The sequence below is a fragment of the Pseudoalteromonas sp. SG45-2 genome (genome assembly GCF_014164115.1).
GTDB lineage: Bacteria > Pseudomonadota > Gammaproteobacteria > Enterobacterales > Alteromonadaceae > Pseudoalteromonas > Pseudoalteromonas distincta.
This window is the reverse complement of the sequence record NZ_JACJEO010000003.1, coordinates 52,789-72,787: the sequence shown is the minus strand read 5'-3', so window position 1 is coordinate 72,787 and position 19,999 is coordinate 52,789. Positions and strand designations below refer to the sequence as shown.

The 19,999-nt window shown below is 39.2% G+C and carries 15 protein-coding genes; 10 read left to right on the top strand and 5 right to left on the bottom strand.

Translation table 11 applies throughout. The annotated features are described in order from the left end of the window. Positions 1-229: 229 nt before the first annotated feature. Positions 230-1,375, bottom strand: a complete 1,146-nt coding sequence (locus H5116_RS02605; protein WP_182715492.1) for an MFS transporter — start codon at positions 1,373-1,375, stop codon at positions 230-232. 24 nt (positions 1,376-1,399) lie between these two features. Then, on the bottom strand, positions 1,400-2,572 hold the full coding sequence (locus H5116_RS02600) for an MFS transporter (RefSeq protein ID WP_182715491.1): 1,173 nt from the start codon (positions 2,570-2,572) through the stop codon (positions 1,400-1,402). Between the two features lie 108 nt (positions 2,573-2,680). Here H5116_RS02600 and H5116_RS02595 point away from each other — a divergent pair, with 108 nt between their 5' ends. Beyond that, on the top strand, positions 2,681-3,592 hold the full coding sequence (locus H5116_RS02595; protein WP_182695936.1) for a LysR family transcriptional regulator: 912 nt from the start codon (positions 2,681-2,683) through the stop codon (positions 3,590-3,592). 89 nt (positions 3,593-3,681) lie between these two features. On the opposite strand, the gene H5116_RS02590 is transcribed toward H5116_RS02595, so the two are convergent. Next, on the bottom strand, positions 3,682-4,890 hold the full coding sequence (locus H5116_RS02590) for a porin (RefSeq protein WP_182715490.1): 1,209 nt from the start codon (positions 4,888-4,890) through the stop codon (positions 3,682-3,684). 637 nt (positions 4,891-5,527) lie between these two features. Between H5116_RS02590 and H5116_RS02585 the strand changes: the two genes are divergently transcribed. From H5116_RS02585 to H5116_RS02565, 5 genes are all read left to right on the top strand, one after another. Further along, positions 5,528-7,117 carry an ABC-F family ATPase gene (locus tag H5116_RS02585; protein ID WP_182715557.1) on the top strand — a complete coding sequence of 530 codons (1,590 nt, stop codon included), beginning with the start codon at positions 5,528-5,530 and terminating at the stop codon, positions 7,115-7,117. Positions 7,118-7,278: 161 nt separating this feature from the next. Then, positions 7,279-7,761, top strand: a complete 483-nt coding sequence (gene purE, locus H5116_RS02580; RefSeq protein ID WP_002962540.1) for a 5-(carboxyamino)imidazole ribonucleotide mutase — start codon at positions 7,279-7,281, stop codon at positions 7,759-7,761. Positions 7,762-7,763: 2 nt separating this feature from the next. Continuing rightward, the gene (locus H5116_RS02575; RefSeq protein WP_182715489.1) at positions 7,764-8,915 is read left to right on the top strand and encodes a 5-(carboxyamino)imidazole ribonucleotide synthase; all 1,152 of its coding nucleotides are present in this window, start codon (positions 7,764-7,766) and stop codon (positions 8,913-8,915) included. A gap of 119 nt (positions 8,916-9,034) precedes the next feature. Beyond that, positions 9,035-10,198, top strand: coding sequence for an endonuclease/exonuclease/phosphatase family protein (locus H5116_RS02570; RefSeq protein ID WP_182715488.1), 1,164 nt, complete (start codon positions 9,035-9,037; stop codon positions 10,196-10,198). 132 nt (positions 10,199-10,330) lie between these two features. Next, the gene (locus H5116_RS02565; protein ID WP_182715487.1) at positions 10,331-12,835 is read left to right on the top strand and encodes a prolyl oligopeptidase family serine peptidase; all 2,505 of its coding nucleotides are present in this window, start codon (positions 10,331-10,333) and stop codon (positions 12,833-12,835) included. A gap of 81 nt (positions 12,836-12,916) precedes the next feature. Here the strand turns inward: H5116_RS02565 and rrtA are convergent, their stop codons facing one another. After that, on the bottom strand, positions 12,917-13,501 hold the full coding sequence (gene rrtA / locus H5116_RS02560) for a rhombosortase (protein WP_182194594.1): 585 nt from the start codon (positions 13,499-13,501) through the stop codon (positions 12,917-12,919). 97 nt (positions 13,502-13,598) lie between these two features. Here rrtA and ggt point away from each other — a divergent pair, with 97 nt between their 5' ends. From ggt to H5116_RS02545, 3 genes are all read left to right on the top strand, one after another. Further along, on the top strand, positions 13,599-15,377 hold the full coding sequence (ggt, locus tag H5116_RS02555) for a gamma-glutamyltransferase (RefSeq protein ID WP_182715486.1): 1,779 nt from the start codon (positions 13,599-13,601) through the stop codon (positions 15,375-15,377). 142 nt (positions 15,378-15,519) lie between these two features. Beyond that, complete coding sequence (locus H5116_RS02550) at positions 15,520-17,214, top strand: NAD-dependent malic enzyme (protein WP_002962527.1); 1,695 nt, start codon at positions 15,520-15,522, stop codon at positions 17,212-17,214. 154 nt (positions 17,215-17,368) lie between these two features. Further along, positions 17,369-18,094 carry an SIMPL domain-containing protein gene (locus tag H5116_RS02545; RefSeq protein ID WP_024596616.1) on the top strand — a complete coding sequence of 242 codons (726 nt, stop codon included), beginning with the start codon at positions 17,369-17,371 and terminating at the stop codon, positions 18,092-18,094. Between the two features lie 16 nt (positions 18,095-18,110). Here H5116_RS02545 and H5116_RS02540 read toward each other — a convergent pair whose 3' ends face one another. Next, positions 18,111-19,463 carry a DUF2254 domain-containing protein gene (locus H5116_RS02540; protein WP_182715485.1) on the bottom strand — a complete coding sequence of 451 codons (1,353 nt, stop codon included), beginning with the start codon at positions 19,461-19,463 and terminating at the stop codon, positions 18,111-18,113. A gap of 152 nt (positions 19,464-19,615) precedes the next feature. Here H5116_RS02540 and H5116_RS02535 point away from each other — a divergent pair, with 152 nt between their 5' ends. Then, positions 19,616-19,987: an MAPEG family protein gene (locus H5116_RS02535; RefSeq protein ID WP_002962524.1), complete on the top strand. Its 372-nt coding sequence runs from the start codon at positions 19,616-19,618 to the stop codon at positions 19,985-19,987. Positions 19,988-19,999 lie beyond the last annotated feature (12 nt).

The window sequence follows — 19,999 nt, the reverse complement described above, 5'->3', positions numbered from 1 at the left end:
TCAGTACTTTACAGTTCAATATAGTTTCACCATTTTTTATACTCGTAATGCAGTTAATATAAATTGGCTGGTGGCTTTACAGTAAAAGAACACATCATACTAAATGCTGCTATAACGCTAAACTTAGCAATAGAGTCAAATTAGAAAAAGTAATCAGGGAAGTAGTGCAAATAGTAAAGTGGGAAGTTTAGATAAAAAAAGAGCATTTATAAAAATGCTCTTTTGTAAGTTACGACTGCTTTGCTTTGGTCGGTTTAAAAAATAATACCAGTGCAATTATAAATGCTGAAACGCTACAAATTATAAATACGTTTTTCTCACCACCAGGTATATATTCCATAAATGAGGTAAAAAACTGACCCGAGAATACAGCCATCGTAAAGTACGATAAGTTACGGCCGCGTACTTTCACATCGCTGAGCTCTACCGTCATATGGTTTAAAAGCGGAATACTAAAACCAAATCCTATACCTATTAATATTGCGCCTAAAATTAAAGGTCGGGTGCTTACTTGTGTAAAACAAATATACGATAAACTAAACGCTAAAAAGGCAAATGCCAAAACCTTGGGCTCACCAAGCTTCTTTGTTATTTTAGGCATAAAGCCTGCAGTAACTACAGCCACTAAAGATATAAATGCGAGTAGTTGGCCTATTTGTGATTCGTCAAAGTTTTCCTCGTTCATTACGATGGGCAGTAACACAGTAGACGTAAAAAATATGGTCATCGCGAGTGTTGAAATTACATAAACGCTTTTTAACGTGAGGCCATTATTAGCTTTGTGGTGTAGATGTTCTGACACTTCATCGTTATTACTAGCCACTGAGTTTTTATTTGGCACAAACAATAAAAGCATAGCCAAAAATACCCACGCTATTAAATAAAGTGAAAATGGCAGCGCCCAAAATTGCGAGGCTAATAATCCACCTAAAAATAAAAATATAACACCGCCTAACTCTATCGCCATACCTTGTTTTGCAATCATGCCAAGGCGTGCTTCGCCTGTGTACCAATCAGAAATTAAAACCGTACAACTTGCCATAACCACTGCCGTTATACCGCCGAGTAAAAATCGATTAGCAAATACAAGCGTTGGGCCTTTTAAAAAGTAAGCACTGGCACCTTCAACCCCATATAAAAATAACCCAATTACTAAAAGTTTATAAGCGCCGTATTTATCAATTAATTTTCCTGCGAAGGGCGCAAACACCACAGCTCCTAACGATGGCAACGTAATTAAAAGTACGGTGTTATCGGCTATACCTAATCCTTGTGAAATACTTACTAAACCTGGCGCAAGTAGGGTTCCCACCATAATAGTTAAACTGGCAATACACAGTAATGTAAAGCTACCCGCTGTTTTCAATGTATTCATTTTTACTCCTTAAGTTTTAAGCGATTACTTTTTAGCAAATGAATTAAAAATGCCACTTAGCAAAATAAATATAATGCTTACAGCAACAACGCCAGGCCATTGATAAAGTGCAAATGCCTTAACACCAACCATTGAGCCAACAGCGCCTCCAATGTAATAACCCAGCATGTAAATTCCATTTATGCGACTTTGCGCAGTGGGTTCAATACTAAAAACACGCACTTGGTTAGCCACTTGCGCACTAAATATGGCAAAGTCGATTAAAATAATACCAATAACCAACGACGCTAAACTGCCATTAAACAAACCTGTAATAGCAAAGCCGATTGCCGCAAGCGTAAGTGCAATCATAATTAGAGCTTTAGACCCTAATTTGCTGACCCATTTACCCGATGACTTAGCGCCTATTACGCCAGCCAATGCTATTACACCAAATAAACCAGCTTGTTGAGCGTTGTAGTTAAATGGCCCATCACTAACATAAATTGCAAGTGTTGCCCAAAGCACATTAAATGATGCAAACCAAAATGCGCCCGAAAGTGTAAAATGCTGCAGTGATTTATGTTTAATAAACAACGCCAACGTACTTTTAATGAGAGGCCAATAACGCAAATTAGTGTGAGGCTTATTGCTAGGTAAAAACACGCGCAGTAATATACCAAATAATGCTGCGAGTACTGCCGACATTAAAAATACACTTCGCCAACCAAATTGCTCACCTACAAATCCACTTAACGTTCTTGAAAGTAAAATACCGATAGTTAAGCCCATCATTAATGTGCCTAACGTGGCACCTTTTTGCTCGCTCGATACAAGCGATGCTGCAAAGGGTATTAATTGCTGGGTTATATTGGCGCTTACACCAATTAAAAATACCGATATAAGTAATAAAGGTAAGTTAGGTGCAAGCATTGCTGCACTACAAGCCACTACTAATAAGCTCGACAAAATAGTAATTAAACGCCTGCGAGCAATCGAGTCACCCAAAGGAGAAATAAATGATAACGCAAACGCGTAACCAATTTGTGTAAGCGCGGGAATACTCCCAAGCTGTGAATCAGTTAAATTAAATTCGTTCGCTATAAGCGGTAAAATAGGCTGGTTGTAGTATAAGTTTGCTGCTGTTGCGGCAATTGCAGTGGTCATTAGTAATAAAATAAATCGACTTAATGACTGATTTTGTTTGGGTTTGGTCATAGCTGTCTAGTGTTGTTAACTCATGCCGCTATGGTATGAGTTCTTTACCTATAACAAAAATGATATTATTTTATAGAATCTATACAAAAAATGTATTTAAGGTGCGTAATGGATATTAAAACATTAAAAAGTTTTGTCAGCGTGGCTAAGCATCAGAGTTTTTCAGAAGCGGCCAAAGAGCTACACACCGTGCAACCTGCAATAAGTAGGCATATTGCACAGCTCGAAAGCGAGCTTGATGTTGTGCTGTTTATAAGAAATTCACGCGATGTTGCAATAACTCAAGCGGGTGAGCAGCTATTAAAAGATGCACGCGCTATTTTGGCTCTAGCTGACAAAGCTAAAACTCAGGTTAAACGTGCCCACAACGGGCAGGTAGGTACACTTAATATTGCGCACTTAAGCTCGGCATGTTTAGCCTTTATGGCAGCACTGGTTCGAGAATACAAACAGCAATACCCAAGCGTGCACGTTACATTGTTTGAAATGACCGCAACTGAGCAGATACATGCGTTTAAAAATGATTTAATTGATGTGGGTTTTTCACGGCCTTTACCTGATTCGATTAATGATGAATTTGTAAGTCATACTATTTATGTAGATTCATTAGTGGCCATAGTTAATCAAAACCATGCGCTGGCAAATTATAAAAACATTGATTTAGTTAAACTAAAAAATGAGCCATTTATCATTTTTAATAGAGAGGAAGCACTTGGTCTTTTTGATGAAACCATTTTGCAATGCAAACAAGCTCGTTTTTCACCGAACATTATTAGCCAACCTCGACATATGCAAACATTAGTTACCGAAGTGGCTGCAGGCCTTGGTGTGGCAATTGCGCCTTATTGCGTACGTAAATTGTATAGTAAAGGGTGCCATTTTATAAAATTGAGCGATGTATTTACGCAAATTCCGGTGCTATTACAATTTAAAAAAGCAGATACCAATGCGGCTGTTAATGCATTTGTTGAAATAGCCTTAAATGCAAAACCAAGTATTAAAAAAAGTATGGCGGAATAAAAAAGCCCAATTAAAAAAGTCAAAAGGGCTAAAAGGGTTGTGCTTAGGGAAGTTGTAGTCGTTTTTAAACTTATATTTAGAGCTTATATTTAGAACTTATATCTAAAACCAAATGCTATACCGTCGTCTTCCGACTGCTCCATTTGTGCTTGTTGATCGTCGTTATCACTTTCGAAGTCACTAAAGTCCTTACGCGCTTCTATGTAGGCAATAGTAGCTTCGTCAATTAGGTAATGAAGGCCAATAACAGCAAACTGACGCTTAAATACATCGTTAGGATCGGCGTTAAAGTTTGGCTGAATTACGTAATCATCACCGGCATCAAACACGTTGTAGGCAATAAAAGGGCGAAAATCGTTATCAAAGCGGTAAGATGCGAATGTTTCTACACCGATTGCGTCTTTAATTAAGCGACCGATGTTATCTGTGTCGTGGTTTTTGTTTTTATTTACGTTGGCTGCAACGTATAGGCCGGGCTCATCAATGTTGCCCCACATAATACCTGCACCATAAATTAAATCTTCAACATTGCGAGTAGAACCATCGCCAAACGTTAAATCAAACTCACCACGGTTAACACCTGCTGTAATTGTTAGCATGTCAGTTGGGGTATAAGTAACAGACGCACCAAATGTGTAATTAAATTCAACTTCTTGGGCTGCACTATCGCCAGAGTTCCAAAGTGCTTCACATTCTTCTTCTGAAATGTCGGTGACGTCACAGGTATAAAATTCGCTGTTTTTAAGCTGCGCTTGTACTGCAAAACTAAAATCGTTATAGCTATTGCGGTACTGCACTAATTTATCTCCACGGCCAGTGCCATTAACAGCGCCATCGTCTTTGTTATAGGTGTAAACACCAGCCGCATTGCCATCCCATACAAAGCTATTATTTGTGCCGTAAACTACGTCGTACCATGCACCCCATTGTTTACCAATGGTAAGTTGGCCATATTTTTCGTGCGAAAGCCCTGCGTAACCTAAACGGTTGTATAAAAACTCATCCTGGATAGACTCAAAACGATTGTTATAAATAATATCGCTGCTGCCAACAGGGTTTACACCCCATTCTACGAGTGCGAGTGCGGTCCAGTCTTTCTTAAGCTTTCGGGTAAATCCAAAGTTAATGCGCGAGGTACCGTTAACAACTTCGGTTTCGTTTTGTGTATTAATTACACGCACATCAAGATATCCACCAACTTCAACAGTATTTTTGTCATCTTTGTATAATTCTACTGCCGAAACAGCGGGTGCGAATACAATACTTGCGCTAATAAGCGTCGCTAATTTTTTGCTCATCTTGTGTGTTGCCCTGTGTAAATTGGTCAATTTTTTACGTAGGTAAAAATTCAGATTCGAAGACTAACAAAGCAATAAACGGCTCAAAAGTGAAAAATACTCAATAAAATTAATCGTTAAACTTAACGGATATTCACTAAAGGTTAATTTTGTTTTTCAGGAGTTGCAAAAGTTTATGTTTTTAATGATTTGATAGGTAAATAGGATGATAAATTAGCGATGTATAAAAATTGTAATTTGAATTAATTTCATCTTGGTTAAAAAGTAGTAACTAGTGTAAAAGCTCTAAAAGTACTATATTTTCATAAATATAACTTTTTATTATTATAGGGTGAACAAAAATGAGTTAAGTAGACACACAAATACGTTAAAAGTGTTTTTACTCTAATTTGTATCGTAATTTCTAATCTCTTATGCCCGTTTATAAAACATACTTTATGGATTTTAATTAGAATAAGCTGAATAAAAATTAACGAAACCATTAAATCTAATCCGTTATTTTTACTACTAACTACATAGCCATAATAAATGGCTAAAACGCAGTGGTTTGCTTTTAAACTTTCATAGAAAAACAGGCCATTTTGGTTTAAACTGCGCGCAATTTAAATACATCATTACTCCTTTGGAGGGTAGCGCTATTATTAGTACAGCTAACGTCACCATGCAATTTGGTGCTAAACCATTATTTGAAAATATCTCAGCAAAATTTGGCGATGGTAACCGTTACGGTTTAATCGGTGCAAATGGTTGTGGTAAATCAACATTTATGAAAATTTTAAGTGGTGAGCTTGAAGCGTCTTCAGGTAATGTAAGTACTGATCCTAACGAACGCGTTGCTAAACTTAACCAAGATCAGTTTGCCTACGAAGAATACTCAGTAATCGATACCGTGATTATGGGCCACAAAGAGTTGTGGGAAATTAAACAAGAACGAGACCGTATTTACTCTTTACCTGAAATGAGTGAAGAAGACGGTATGAAAGTAGCCGATCTTGAAACTGAATTTGCCGAAATGGATGGTTACTCTGCTGAATCTAAAGCAGGCGAGCTTCTTTTAGGCGTAGGTATTGGCACAGACCAACACTTTGGCCCAATGTCTGAAATAGCACCAGGTTTTAAACTACGTGTGCTACTTGCTCAAGTATTGTTCTCAGACCCGGATATAATGCTACTTGATGAGCCTACCAATAACTTGGATATTTACACTATCAAGTGGTTAGAAGACGTGTTAAACCAACGCGACTGTACCATGATAATCATCTCGCATGACCGTCACTTTTTAAACTCTGTTTGTACACACATGGCCGACATTGACTACGGCGAGCTACGTATTTACTCAGGTAACTATGACGAATACATGTTTGCAGCAACGCAAGCACGTGAGCAGCTACTTAGCGAAAACGCGAAGAAGAAAAACCAAATTGCTGAACTTCAACAGTTTGTATCACGTTTCTCTGCTAACGCATCTAAAGCTAAACAGGCAACATCGCGCGCTAAACGTATCGACAAAATTCAGTTAGACGAAGTTAAAGCCTCTTCACGTCAAACGCCATTTATTCGTTTCGACCAAGAAAAGCAGTTATTCAGAAACGCGCTTGAAATGAATAACCTAACGCAAGGTTTTGACGACAACACGTTGTTTTCTGGGCTTGAAGGTTTAGTAGAAGTTGGCGAGCGTATTGCTATTATTGGTGAAAATGGTGTTGGTAAAACAACATTACTTAATACACTAGCAGGGCGCTTAGCACCTAAAGCCGGTGAGTTTAAGTTTTCTGAAAACGCGAACATTGGTTACTACGCGCAAGATCACGCAGATGAGTTTGCAACCGACATGAACTTGTTTCAGTGGATGGAGCAATGGCAACAAGAAGGCGACGACGAACAAGTGGTTCGCAGCTTCTTAGGTCGTATGTTGTTCTCTCAAAACGATATTAAAAAGTCAGTTAAAGTAATTTCAGGTGGTGAGCAAGGCCGCATGCTGTTTGGTAAAATTATGATGCATAAACCAAACATATTGTTAATGGATGAGCCAACTAACCACATGGATATGGAATCTATTGAAGCGCTTAACTTAGCACTTGAAGCCTACGAAGGTACATTAATGTTTGTATCGCACGATCGTCAATTTGTATCATCGGTAGCTACCCGTATTTGGGAAGTTAAAGATGGTAAAATTATTGACTTTAGAGGCAACTACGCAGAATACCTAGCGAGTAAAGAAGCTTAATTAGCTATTTACCCGTTAACCCTAAAAAGCCATGTTTAAACATGGCTTTTTTTGTTTTTGTGGCTTTGTATTAGTCGCAATTAATATGGCTTTGGGTATAATACCCGGCTTAAACAGGACATAAGTCCGCTATTTTGAAAATACATTACTGAGGAGTATTTATGACTGTTGGCATTATTATGGGTTCTAAATCAGATTGGCCAACCATGGAACATGCAGCACTTATGCTAGAGCATTTTGGCATTAAGTACGAAACTAAAGTCGTGTCTGCACACCGCACTCCTCAATTACTTGCTGATTATGCAAGTTCAGCCGCAGAACGCGGGATTAAAGTTATTATTGCAGGCGCTGGCGGCGCTGCGCATTTACCGGGTATGGCTGCTGCTTTTACGTCGCTTCCCGTACTGGGCGTGCCTGTAAAATCAAAAGCATTAAATGGTGTTGATTCACTTTTATCTATTTGCCAAATGCCTAAAGGCGTTGCAGTGGGCACACTTGCAATTGGTGAGCCGGGCGCAGCAAACGCAGGTTTACTAGCCGCGCAAATTTTAGGGTGTCAAAATCCAGAAATTTTTGCAAAAATTGAAGCGTTTCGAAAAGCGCAAACCGACACTATATTAGCTAATCCAAACCCTGCAGAGTAATAATGAATATTTTAATATTAGGTGCAGGGCAACTTGCACGTATGATGAGCCTTGCAGGCGCGCCGCTTAATTTAAACGTAGTGGCGTATGATGTAGGCAGCAAGCAAATTATGCACCCGCTAACTGGTGAGGTTTATAGCACGTCACTTGAGCAAGCAATATCAAACGCTGATGCCATTACTGCAGAGTTTGAGCACATTCCTGATGATGTACTAACACTTTGCTGTAACAGCAATAAATTTTACCCAGGTAAAGCCGCTATTAAAACCGGTGGCGATCGCTCGCTTGAAAAAGCACTGCTTGATAAAACAAACGTAACTTGTGCGCCATATCAATTAATTACTGAAAAAGCGCACCTTGAACACGCTGTTAAAACCCTAGGTAAGCCACTTGTTATTAAAACATGCCAAGCGGGTTATGACGGGAAAGGCCAATGGCGTTTAAAATCAGATAGTCAAATAGACGAAATTTGGTCACAAATGGCTGATTTTATTGCATCGGGTACGCAGCTTTCGCCACATACAATTATTGCTGAAAAAATGATCCCGTTTGATCGTGAAGTATCTATTATTGGTGCGCGCGATAAATACGGTAATGTGGCTATTTATCCGCTAACAGAAAACGAGCACACAAATGGTGTATTAACGCTTTCTATTGCCGGTAAAAATAATCAAAGTGTTGAAACCCAAGCAAACGATGCCTTTACAAAAATAGCAAACGAGCTTAACTACGTTGGCGTATTAGCTATTGAGTTTTTTGATGTACAAGGTACGTTACTTGTTAACGAAATTGCGCCGCGCGTACATAACTCAGGCCACTGGACGCAACAAGGCTGCCATTGCTCACAGTTTGAAAACCACATGCGTGCTGTTGCAGGTTTACCGCTTGGTAATACAGAACTTAAACACATTACCGCGATGATAAACGTACTAGGGCAACCTAGTATTCCAGCTGACGTACTAAAATACGCAGATGTAACTAGCCACTGGTACGGTAAAACGGCAAAACCAGGTCGTAAAATGGGCCATATAAACGTATCGGCCAGCAGCATGAATGACCTAGCAGATAAATTAGGTGAGCTTACTGAATATTTACCTGAGCAAGACTACCCAGGTATTTTAAAAGCGGCAGCAAATTTAATACTAAGCCAATAATTTCTAATTATAGAATTAATTTTTTAATACCGGCTTGAGCCGGTATTTTTTTGTCATAAAAAAAGCTTTTGAATATGTAATACTGTTAAAGTCTAATTTTAAATTTGTGAAGTAAAACAATGAAACTAAAAACAATATATGGCGCGCTAGCCATTGCTACATTATTTAGCTTAAATGCATTTGCATCGGAATCTCTTCGTGTTGCAACTTTTAATGTAAGTATGGATGCGACAAATCACACGCCTAAAGGCGAGCAAGTTAAAAGTGATGCTTTAGTTAATGCACTTAAAGCAAACCACCAGCAAATTAAGAACATAGCGGAAATTATTCAACGAGTTCGCCCTGATATTATTTTACTTAACGAATTTGATTACATCCCAAAAGAGCAGGGCATTGAATACTTTAATGAGCACTTTTTAAATATAGGTCAGCAAAAACAAGACGCTATTAACTATCCTTACTCTTACATTGCTCCGGTAAATACTGGCCTAGCTACCGAGTTTGATTTAGATAACGATGGCAAAAAAAATGGCGTGATGGGCGATGCACAAGGCTTTGGCTTTTTTGAAGGCCATTACGGTATGGCTATTTTGTCAAAATACCCAATCGATTTTGATAAAGTAAGAACCCTTCAAACCTTTAAATATAAAGACATGCCAAATGCACTAATGCCAGTGATGCCTAAAACAGGTGAAAACTGGTATAACGCACAAGAATGGCAAGCGCTTAGACTCAGCTCTAAATCGTTTTGGGATTTACCTATTAACGTAAACGATAAAACCATTCATGTTATTGCATCTCACCCAACACCGCCTGTATTTGATGGCGAAGAAGACAGGAATGGCAAGCGTAACCACGATGAAGTAAGGCTAATTGCCGATTACGTTTCAAACGCTAAGTATATTTACGATGATAAAGGCGAAAAAGGCGGTTTAAAAACTTACTCTCGCTTTGTTATTTTAGGTGATTTAAATGCCGCCCCAGAGGGTGATAAAGCCCGTACAAACACCACAGATCAACTACTTAAAAATCCACTTATTAACGCTCAATTTGTTCCAAAAAGTGAAGGCGCTAAAGAGCAGTATGACGTGCCTTATGCACAAAATTACAGTGCAAATTGGCAAGCGCGTGTTGATTACGTTTTACCATCAAACTATGGTTTAAAAATTAAGGACGGTGGTGTGTTTTGGCCTACTAAAATGAGTAGTGAGTATCGCTTAATTAAAGATAGAAACGCATCGAGCGATCACCGCATGGTGTGGCTTGATTTAATCGTTGAATAACGTCCACTAATAAAGGGGGCGTTAGTAAACTGAGCTTTACCCTGTTTAATGGCTATTTATCTTAAAAAATTGCAATAACTTGAGTGCTTCTGCTTAAATACGGCTTAATTATAATAACCGTATAGAAGCACTATGATTTTTAATCTTTCTTCATCTAAAACGTTAGTGGCCTTAGCTGTTGCCTCAAGTGTTATGCTTGCAGGTTGTAGCGCTACCGCTAACACCTCTTCAACACAGCAAAGTGCATTACCAGCAACTAAAATTGCTGCGGTTGTAAACACACCAGCAGATATCGGCTCACAAAAAATAACGCTAGAACAAGCAATGGCCGATCCGGATTGGATGGGTAATCAGCCAGAGGGTGCTTACTGGGCGAGCGATTCGTCTACTATTATTTATGCTCAAAAAGAGCAGGGTAATACACTACGCGATTTATTTAGCCAATCGGTTACTAGCCAAACAGCAGAGCAAGTAGCTCTTAATAAACTTCATACTGTGGGTTCAAATAAAGCCGTTTATTCTAAAAATAAAACAATGGCGGCCTACACATTTAAAGGCAATGTATTTGTTAAAAACCTAAAAACCGGCGAACTTAAACAAATTACAGCTACATCAGCGGGCGAGTCAAAGCCACAATTTTTAAATAATGGCGATTTAGTTTACCGCCAAGGCAATGTATTTTTTAAAGTTGATTTAAAAACAGGCTTAACGAGCGAGCTTGCTAACTTAAAACTTGCTGATGAGCCAAAAGGTATTGAAGAGCCAAGCACGTATATTGCTAAAGAGCAGCATAAATTGATTAAATTTGTGGCGCTCCAACAAAAAAATAAAAAAGATAAGCAAGCACGCAGTGAGCAAATTAATGAACAAAACGATTCAATTGCTAACACAGCTTATTACTTAGGCGAAGGAAATACCGTTGCAGAAGCGCAGCTTTCGCCAAATGGTGATGCGCTGTTAGTCGTTGTACAAAAGCAAACAGACTGGCGTGGTGATGGCGATATTATGCCTAACTACATTACAAATGACGCCACTATAGAACCTAAAAAAGCACGCCGCCGTGTAGCCGACGCTAAAGAAGAAACCTCAAAGCTTGTCTACATCAATTTAACTAACAAAGAACAAACTTCACTTAGCTTTAATACCTTACCGGGCTTTGACGAAGATGTTTTAGCCGCAGTTAAAAAAGAAAATTATGCACGTGATGGTAAAACATATAAGTCTAAAAAGGCACCTCGTGGTATTAACCTTATTATGGACTGGGGTTTTGAGCAAAGCCCAATAGTATGGAACGATGACGGCTCGCAAGTGGCTATCATGCTCGAAGCATGGGACAACAAAGACCGTTGGCTTGCTACTGTAGATTTTAAAAACAACAAACTTGTGTCGCAACATCGCCTGCATGACGACGCATGGATTGCTTATGCGTTTAACGACTTTGGGTGGTTACATAACTCGAACACGCTTTATTACCTATCGGAAGAGTCGGGTTACAGCCAGCTTTATAAAAAACCAGTTAATGGTAGTGCAACCGCGCTAACACAAGGCCAATTTGAGGTTTCTAACTTAACGCTTACAAGTGACGACAGCGCAATTTATTATAAAGCGAATGTTGAACACCCAGGTCTGTACGAAATTTACCGCGTTAACCCGCAAACTGGTAAGAGTGAGCAAGTTACTGACTTAAACGGCATGACCGATTACACGTTGAGCCCAGATGAAACTAAGTTACTCCTTAAGCACTCTACAATTACGATGCCTAATGAGCTTTATGTAGCTGACGCACAAGCCAATACAAAAGCAACGCGATTAACTCATACAGTGTCGGATGAGTTTTTAGCTAAAAAGCTAACTGCACCTAAAATTGTTGCTGTGCCATCGAGCCATACCGAACAACCAATATACGCAAAAGTGTACTACCCAGCTGATTACGTTGAAGGTGAAGTAGGTAAAAATCGCAAAGCAGTTATTTTTAACCACGGCGCGGGTTACTTACAAAACTCACATATGGGATTTTCGGTTTATTTTCGTGAATTTATGTTTCATTCATTGCTCGCTGATGAAGGTTACATAGTAATGGATATGGATTACCGCGCATCTAAAGGTTACGGGCGTGATTGGCGCACCGCAATTTATCGTCAAATGGGAACGCCTGAAACACAAGATTTAGCCGATGGCGTTAAATGGATGGCGCAAAATGCCAACGTTGATACCAAAGCAGTCGGCACTTATGGTGGCTCTTACGGCGGCTTTATGACCTTTATGGCATTGTTTACCGCGCCTGAGTTATTTCAATCGGGTGCGGCACTTAGACCTGTTACCGATTGGGCACATTACAATACAGGTTATACAGCTAATATATTAAACCATCCTGATGTTGACCCGATTGCGTATGAGCGCAGCTCGCCAATTTATTACGCTGAGGGCTTAAACAAACGTTTATTAATTAATGCCCCAATGGTTGACGATAACGTGTTTTTTCAAGACTCAGTGCGTTTAGTACAGCGCTTAATAGAGCTTGAAAAACAAAACTTTGAAACAGCTATATTCCCTGTTGAACCGCATGGCTTTGTACAGCCTTCAAGCTGGTTAGACGAATACCGCCGTATTCATAAATTATTTAAAGAAACGCTTTAAGCTTTAATTATAAAAACAAAAACGCCGCATTGGTTTAGTTAACTAATGCGGCGTTTTTATTGGGTTGAACAAAATCTAACTTTATTTTTTCTTTTTAAAGAGCTCTATAACCAGTGGTATGGCAAGCAGAGTCCCGCCAATTACACCAATTAAATGTGCATCAATAGCCACAGTGGAGTTAATAAGCTTTCCTATATCAGCATTAGGGCCGCTAAATTGCTCAAACGCTATTTTAATCCATACGCCTATAAATAATAAATACCCCGACTTAAGCCCTACAGTTATATCTTTAACTGCCCCCCAAATAATTACGCCATGCAGCAGAGCACTTAATCCGGTATAAATATGTATGCTTGGGCAAAACCAATACACGCCAAGTCCACACCACAGTGCCAGCGCACTTATATTAACGGCGTAACGAGTAGGTGATGTGTATTCGCCATGTAGTAACCATATTAGTAAAACACCACTGGCATTTAGTCCCAAATGAGCCCAATTAGCATGAACAAATTGGCTAGAAAAGATTCGCCACAGTTCGCCATCATCAATTAGGCTTCGGTTAAATTCAAGTAAACTATTTAAATCAAATGCAGCAAAAATGGTACTAAAAAGCAGCAAAATAATAGGCGGTAATATATAACGAGGTTGAATAGGTAAATTAAGCATTTTATTATATTTTTTTAGTCAAAATTTTTGCATATTGTGCCCGTTTAACTTTAAGATGCCAAATACAACTACGTAATTAAGTGTTTTTAGTATTTTTATGCATTTTAAACTTAACTCATTATTTGCCATTGGACTGTGCGCAGTATCACTGCCTTCATTTGCACAGCAAGCAACTCAAATTGAAACTCGCGAACCTGAAGCTGCTACCGGATTAATCCATAAAAAAGTAGTGCAAGGTGATAAATACATGGTAGCTGCGGCAAATCCATATGCCTCAAAAGCCGGTCAACAAATTTTAGCCCAAGGCGGCAGTGCCGTAGATGCTGCGATTGCTACTCAACTAGTGCTTACTTTAGTTGAACCGCAATCCTCAGGTATTGGCGGTGGTACATTTATGATGTATTACAACAAAGCAAACAATAAATTGACTAGTTTTGATGGCCGCGAAACAGCACCTGCAAATGCAGACGAAACGCTGTTTTTAGATAAGCACGGTAAAGCCGTTAAATGGATTGAAGCTGTAGTAGGCGGACGCTCTGTTGGTGTGCCTGGTATTTTACACGCCTTTGCAAGCGCGCATAAACAATACGGTACATTGCCATGGGAAGCGCTTTTTAAACCGGCTATTGAACTTGCAGAGCAAGGCTTTGTAATTTCGCCGCGTTTACATGGCTTATTAGCACGCCAATTAAACCCTGGTGTATTGAGTATGCCGATTATTAACGAATACTTTTACCCAAATGGTAAGTTAATTGAAGTAGGTAGTGTTAAAAAGAATCAACCGCTTGCTGATTTATACAAAGACATTGCAAAGCAGGGCATTGATGCATTTTACAAAGGCGAAAACGCTAAACAAATGGTTAATGCTGTACAGCACTCTAAAATAGCCCCTGGTAAATTAAGTGTGCAAGATTTAGCAGATTACAAAAGTAAAGAACGCGATGCGGTATGTATACAATACCGTGCTTATAACGTGTGTTCTATGGCGCCACCAAGTAGTGGCGGTGTAGCTGTGCTACAAATGCTTGGCCTACTTGAGCATAAAGATATGAGCGCGCTTAAACCAAATGGCGAAAAGGCGATTCATTACTTTAGCCAAGCTTCGCGTATTGCATTTGCCGATCGCGATATGTACATGGGCGATCCCGATTTTACTCAAGTACCTACAAAAGAGCTATTAAACAAAGATTACATTGCCTCACGCGCTAAATTAATTACCGAAACAGACCAAAAAGCCGTAGCCGGTAATCCAGTAGGGTACCTAAGTTATGCAATGGATGATTCATACGAGTTACCTTCTACCTCACATGTATCTATTGTAGATAGTAAAGGTAATGCCGTTTCGATGACCAGTTCAATTGAAATGGCGTTTGGCTCTACGGTTATGGTTAATGGCTTTATTTTAAATAACCAACTAACTGACTTTTCGTTATCGCCACGTAAAAACGGCAAGCTTGTAGCAAACCGTGTAGAGGCTGGTAAACGCCCGCGTAGCTCTATGTCACCGGTAATGGTATTTAATAAAGATGGTAGCTTACGCTTAATCGTAGGCTCACCTGGTGGTAGCCGTATCATAGATTACGTTGCACAAGTTGTTGTGGGTGTTATTGACTGGAATTTATCAGCGCAAGACGCTATTAACTTACCGCGTACAACAAATCGTAACGATTACACCAGCCTTGAAAAAGGCACAGCTATTGAAGCCATTGCGCCTGCGCTTACTAAACGCGGCCACAATGTACGTATTATTGATTTAAATTCAGGCTTACACGCAGTTGAAGTTAAAAATAATACCTTATATGGTGGCGCTGATCCGCGCCGTGAAGGTGTTGCGTTATCTGATTTAACTGATAATAACGCCACTATCAAATTTTAAATTATGTATAATATGCATGCGGGCAGTGAAGCCCGCATGTATTTTCTCTCAATGGTCTGACTAGCTTAATTGTCGTTGCAATTAAACCTCTAACACTGATAATGACAGATCATAACTTAAGACTCCGTTAAAGCCTGGAAATATGACAACTAATACTGATCCTAACTACTTATATATTCATCATTCTGGCCCTGGCCTAATTGAAACACCGCTATTAAATAAAGGCAGCGCCTTTAGTAAAAAAGAACGCGAAAATTTCAATCTTGCTGGTTTACTTCCTCCTCGCTTTGAAACAATAGAAGAGCAAGTTGAGCGTTGTTATCAGCAGTATTCTAGCTTTACCGACAACCTTAATAAGCATATTTACTTACGTGCGATTCAAGATAACAACGAAACACTTTACTACCGTTTAGTACGTGACCACCTTGAAGAAATGATGCCAATCATTTACACACCGACAGTGGGCGATGCTTGTGAAAAATTCTCTGACATTTATCGCAGCGCACGTGGTTTATTTATTTCGTATGAAGATCGCTACCAAATTGACGACATTTTACGCAACGCTACCAAAGGTAAAGTAAAAGTTATTGTTGTAACCGATGGCGAGCGTATTTTAGGCCTTGGCGATCAGGGTATTGGTGGCATGGGTATTCCAATTGGTAAATTGTCACTTTACACAGCGTGTGGTGGTATAAGCCCAGCATACACATTGCCTGTAATGCTTGATGTGGGTACTAATAACGAAAAGCTTTTAAACGATCCTATGTACATGGGCGCACGCCATAAGCGAATTGCTCAAGACGAATACGATGAGTTTTTAGATTTATTCATTAAAGCGGTTAAACGTCGCTGGCCAAATGTATTACTTCAGTTTGAAGATTTTGCACAGCCAAATGCAATGCCATTACTTAAGCGCTACCGCAATGAAATTTGTAGCTTTAACGATGACATTCAAGGTACTGCGGCTGTAACGGTCGGTTCTTTACTTGCTGCGTGTCGTGTTAAAAATTCAACCCTAAGCCAGCAAAAAGTAGTTTTTGTGGGTGCAGGCTCTGCTGGTTGTGGTATTGCTGAGCAAATTATTAGCCAAATGGTTTTTGAAGGTATTTCAGAAGCTCAAGCGCGTAGCCAAGTATTTATGGTTGACCGTTTTGGTTTGCTTAGTGAGGGTATGGAAGGCTTACGCGATTTCCAACAAGCACTTGCACAACCTACAGGCTCGTTAAGTGATTGGACGTACAGCGGCGAGTACGCATCACTGCTTGATGTTATGCACTGTGCTGAGCCTGACATTTTGATTGGTGTTTCTGGTCAACCTGGCTTATTTACAGAACAAGTAATACGCGCTATGCATGCCGGTTGTGAACAGCCAATTATTTTCCCATTAAGTAATCCATCTAAGCAAGTAGAAGCGCATCCTGCTGATGTGATTAAGTGGACTGACGGTAAAGCACTTGTTGCCACAGGTAGCCCATTTGATCCTGTTGAGTACAATGGCGAGACGTTCCCAATCCCACAATGTAACAACAGTTATATTTTCCCGGGTATTGGTTTAGGGGTTATTGCCGCTAAAGCGACACGCATTACAGATGCAATGTTAAGTGTATCTAGCGAAATGCTTGCAGAGTCGTCGCCGCGTGCAAACACAGGTAAAGGTAGTTTATTACCAGCCCTTACGGAAATTGAAACGCTAAGTAAACGTATTGCATTTGCCATCGCTAAAAAGGCAATCGAAGAGGGCGTTGCTCTTGAGATTACGGATGACGCATTATGGGCAGCAATCGACAAAAATTACTGGTTACCAAAATACCGTAACTATAAACGTTGTAGTGTTTAATTAGGTTTATAAGTAATTAAAAGTAAATGGCGTAATAGCATTAGTTACAACGCTTAACAAAAAACAGGCAATTGCCTGTTTTTTTGTGCTTGTTCATATTTAATTAACCACGTACGGTGTTTACTTGCTTTTACATAATTAAAGGATCGACTTAATGAAAACACTGACTCTTGTTTTAGGTAGTGCACTGGCTTTAAACGTACTTAGCTTTGATGCACTTGCGGCAGCGACTCCCGATGCTCCTCATATTTATGTTAAGGGCGAAGCGACTCTTACTACAATGCCAGATTACGTACAGCTTAGTGTAGGTATTACCGAAGTTGATAAAGACTTAATTGCTGCTAAAAATAAAACCGACTTAACTATCGCCAAGGCAATTAAGCTCGTAAAAGAGATTGGTGTTAAAGAGGGAGATATAAACGCAGGGCAAATTTCAATAAACCGTGATAGCCAATACAACCGCACTACCGGTAATCAAGAATTTAAAGGCTTTAAGGTTTCTCGTACGTTAACAGTAAAACTCAGCGATATAAATAAATACCCTGAGTTACTACAAAGCTTAGTTAACAACGGTATTAACGAAATTAATCAAACGCAATTTTTAGCAAGCAACTACAACGAGCTGCATAAAAAAGCGCAAAAGTTAGCAATTAAAGACGCACGGGATGCTGCAAAAGAGTTTAGTGAAGATTATGACGTTGATTTAAAAGGATTATACAGCGCGTCACTAAGTCCACTCAATGTGCAGTCGCAGCCTTATATGCGCGCAGAAAAAGTAATGATGGCTGATAGCGCACCAAGTAACTATGTACCTGATGCCTACCATGCTGGAGAGATTAAAGTAACAGCGTCAAGCTACGCTGTGTACTACATAGATTAAACTATGTTTTAAGTTTTTATTTTTGGTGGTGCTCAAAACGTGCCACCAACTTCTCACCTTGCTCTTGGCTGATACGCGCTATAGAGTTGAGCATATTAGTCACTTCGCGTCTGTCGTATTCATTAGTTACATGTTCATTTATGTCATCAACAATCGCATTTAAATAATTAAATAAACTGTTTCGTGCATCGGTATCTTTATGGGCTACAAACAAAATATTTTTGAATGCCTCAAGCACGTTTGTCATTACGTATGCATCGCCTTTGGCGTAATTACGCAGCGGTGTAAAGTTGTCGTGTAATAACTCATCAAAGCTTGTTTCATGAAGGTACAACAATGGGGCATTATCACTGTGCTTAAACGAGTAGTTAATATCGTTAATTGACAGCCGTTGAATAAGTAAAATACTCAGCATATCAATTGATTTAACCGCAGTACCTGGATCGTTTATGCCCGGGCTCATTGCCTTAACTGCAATCTCAGATATTTGCGTTAACCCATAACGGTAATGATCGCTAATGTACTCTTCTATATAAAAAATAAAACAGTCGAGAATTTTATTTATCAGCTCTTCATCGTTTGATATGTCTTTATTACACTTTAAAAACGGATAGCCTTTAACTGTAAAGTAGCCTTGGTTAACAGAGATATACACCTTTATATCTTGCTCTGCCAAAATGGCACACAGCTTATCGGTTTGCACGCCTTTGTAATATCCCTCTGTTTTACTGCTAACCGAATACCACTTACTAAAGTCTGGAAAGTCTTCAACTGGGTTTTCTTGTTGTCTTTGTATTATTGTTTTAATTTCGTTTTTAGTTTGGCTAAACAAGCCATTTAATACGTTATCAACCTGAATGGCACGAGAGATTGAATGTATAAAAAATACAAATAAACCTAATGAAATCAATCCAAAAACAAGTGCGAACAACACACCAATTGAAGGAATAGCCGTACTGCCACCTTCAAGTTTATTAATATTTATAAGCATAATAATGGAGTAAATTATGCTGCCTAAATAAAAGCCCAAAACCATTTGATGTGATTTACGCGTAATAAGCCCAGGCACTACGCGGGGCGATAAACTCGCACTGGCCGAATTTAAAACGACCATTACCATTGAAAAACTAAACACGGTAAGCGAAATAATACTCCCCGCTAAGGTGCTTAAAATAGTACGTGCGTTTTCAGCGCTATCAACAAGTACAACCGATATAAACGATTTTAGCTGCTCAATAGGCGCTAAATATTCAACCGACATAGTAATAATGGCAAATGCTAAAAAGCCCACTGAAAGCATCGAAGGGTAAAAGCCAATACTGTTAATCATTTCACGGTAACTGTCGGCTACTTTGCGAGGTACAAACATAAAATCCTTATGTAATTTCTACTTACTTAATACCCCTAGCTTAGCATAGGCATTTATTAAACTTCTGATAATGCTGCTCAAATTTATGTGTTATTATCACGCCCACAATAATAGAGCGCATATTTATGCGATAAAAATAACAGGAAAACGCCGTGATCATTTCAACTTATGCTGCATTACTCGCATTCTTTTACATTTATTTAAGCTTTAACGTAATAAAAGTGCGCCGTGCGGAGCAAATATCGCTTGGTGATAACGGTAATGCAACGCTGCAACGTGCTGTGCGTGCCCACGCAAATTTTATGGAATACGTGCCATTTGCTTTAATTTTGCTTTTTTTAGCAGAGTACCAAGGGCTTGCTAGCCATTACTGCCATATATTAGGTGGTGCGTTATTAGTAGGGCGTGTGTTTCAAAATTTAGGCATAGTAGAAAAAAGCCTTAAATATCGCCAAATTGGTACTATTACTACATTTTTAGTCATGATTATCAGCGCCTTTGTATTACTAGTAACACGCGGCTAATTAAAGAAAAGT

Coding starts and splice junctions, on each gene's coding strand:
- H5116_RS02545 (WP_024596616.1), top strand. CDS start 17,369: ATGAAAACACTGACTCTTGTTTTAGGTAGTGCACTGGCTTTAAACGTA.
- H5116_RS02550 (WP_002962527.1), top strand. CDS start 15,520: ATGACAACTAATACTGATCCTAACTACTTATATATTCATCATTCTGGC.
- H5116_RS02540 (WP_182715485.1), bottom strand. CDS start 19,463: ATGTTTGTACCTCGCAAAGTAGCCGACAGTTACCGTGAAATGATTAAC.
- H5116_RS02595 (WP_182695936.1), top strand. CDS start 2,681: ATGGATATTAAAACATTAAAAAGTTTTGTCAGCGTGGCTAAGCATCAG.
- H5116_RS02565 (WP_182715487.1), top strand. CDS start 10,331: ATGATTTTTAATCTTTCTTCATCTAAAACGTTAGTGGCCTTAGCTGTT.
- rrtA (WP_182194594.1), bottom strand. CDS start 13,501: ATGCTTAATTTACCTATTCAACCTCGTTATATATTACCGCCTATTATT.
- H5116_RS02575 (WP_182715489.1), top strand. CDS start 7,764: ATGAATATTTTAATATTAGGTGCAGGGCAACTTGCACGTATGATGAGC.
- H5116_RS02605 (WP_182715492.1), bottom strand. CDS start 1,375: ATGAATACATTGAAAACAGCGGGTAGCTTTACATTACTGTGTATTGCC.
- H5116_RS02600 (WP_182715491.1), bottom strand. CDS start 2,572: ATGACCAAACCCAAACAAAATCAGTCATTAAGTCGATTTATTTTATTA.
- H5116_RS02570 (WP_182715488.1), top strand. CDS start 9,035: ATGAAACTAAAAACAATATATGGCGCGCTAGCCATTGCTACATTATTT.
- H5116_RS02590 (WP_182715490.1), bottom strand. CDS start 4,890: ATGAGCAAAAAATTAGCGACGCTTATTAGCGCAAGTATTGTATTCGCA.
- ggt (WP_182715486.1), top strand. CDS start 13,599: ATGCATTTTAAACTTAACTCATTATTTGCCATTGGACTGTGCGCAGTA.
- purE (WP_002962540.1), top strand. CDS start 7,279: ATGACTGTTGGCATTATTATGGGTTCTAAATCAGATTGGCCAACCATG.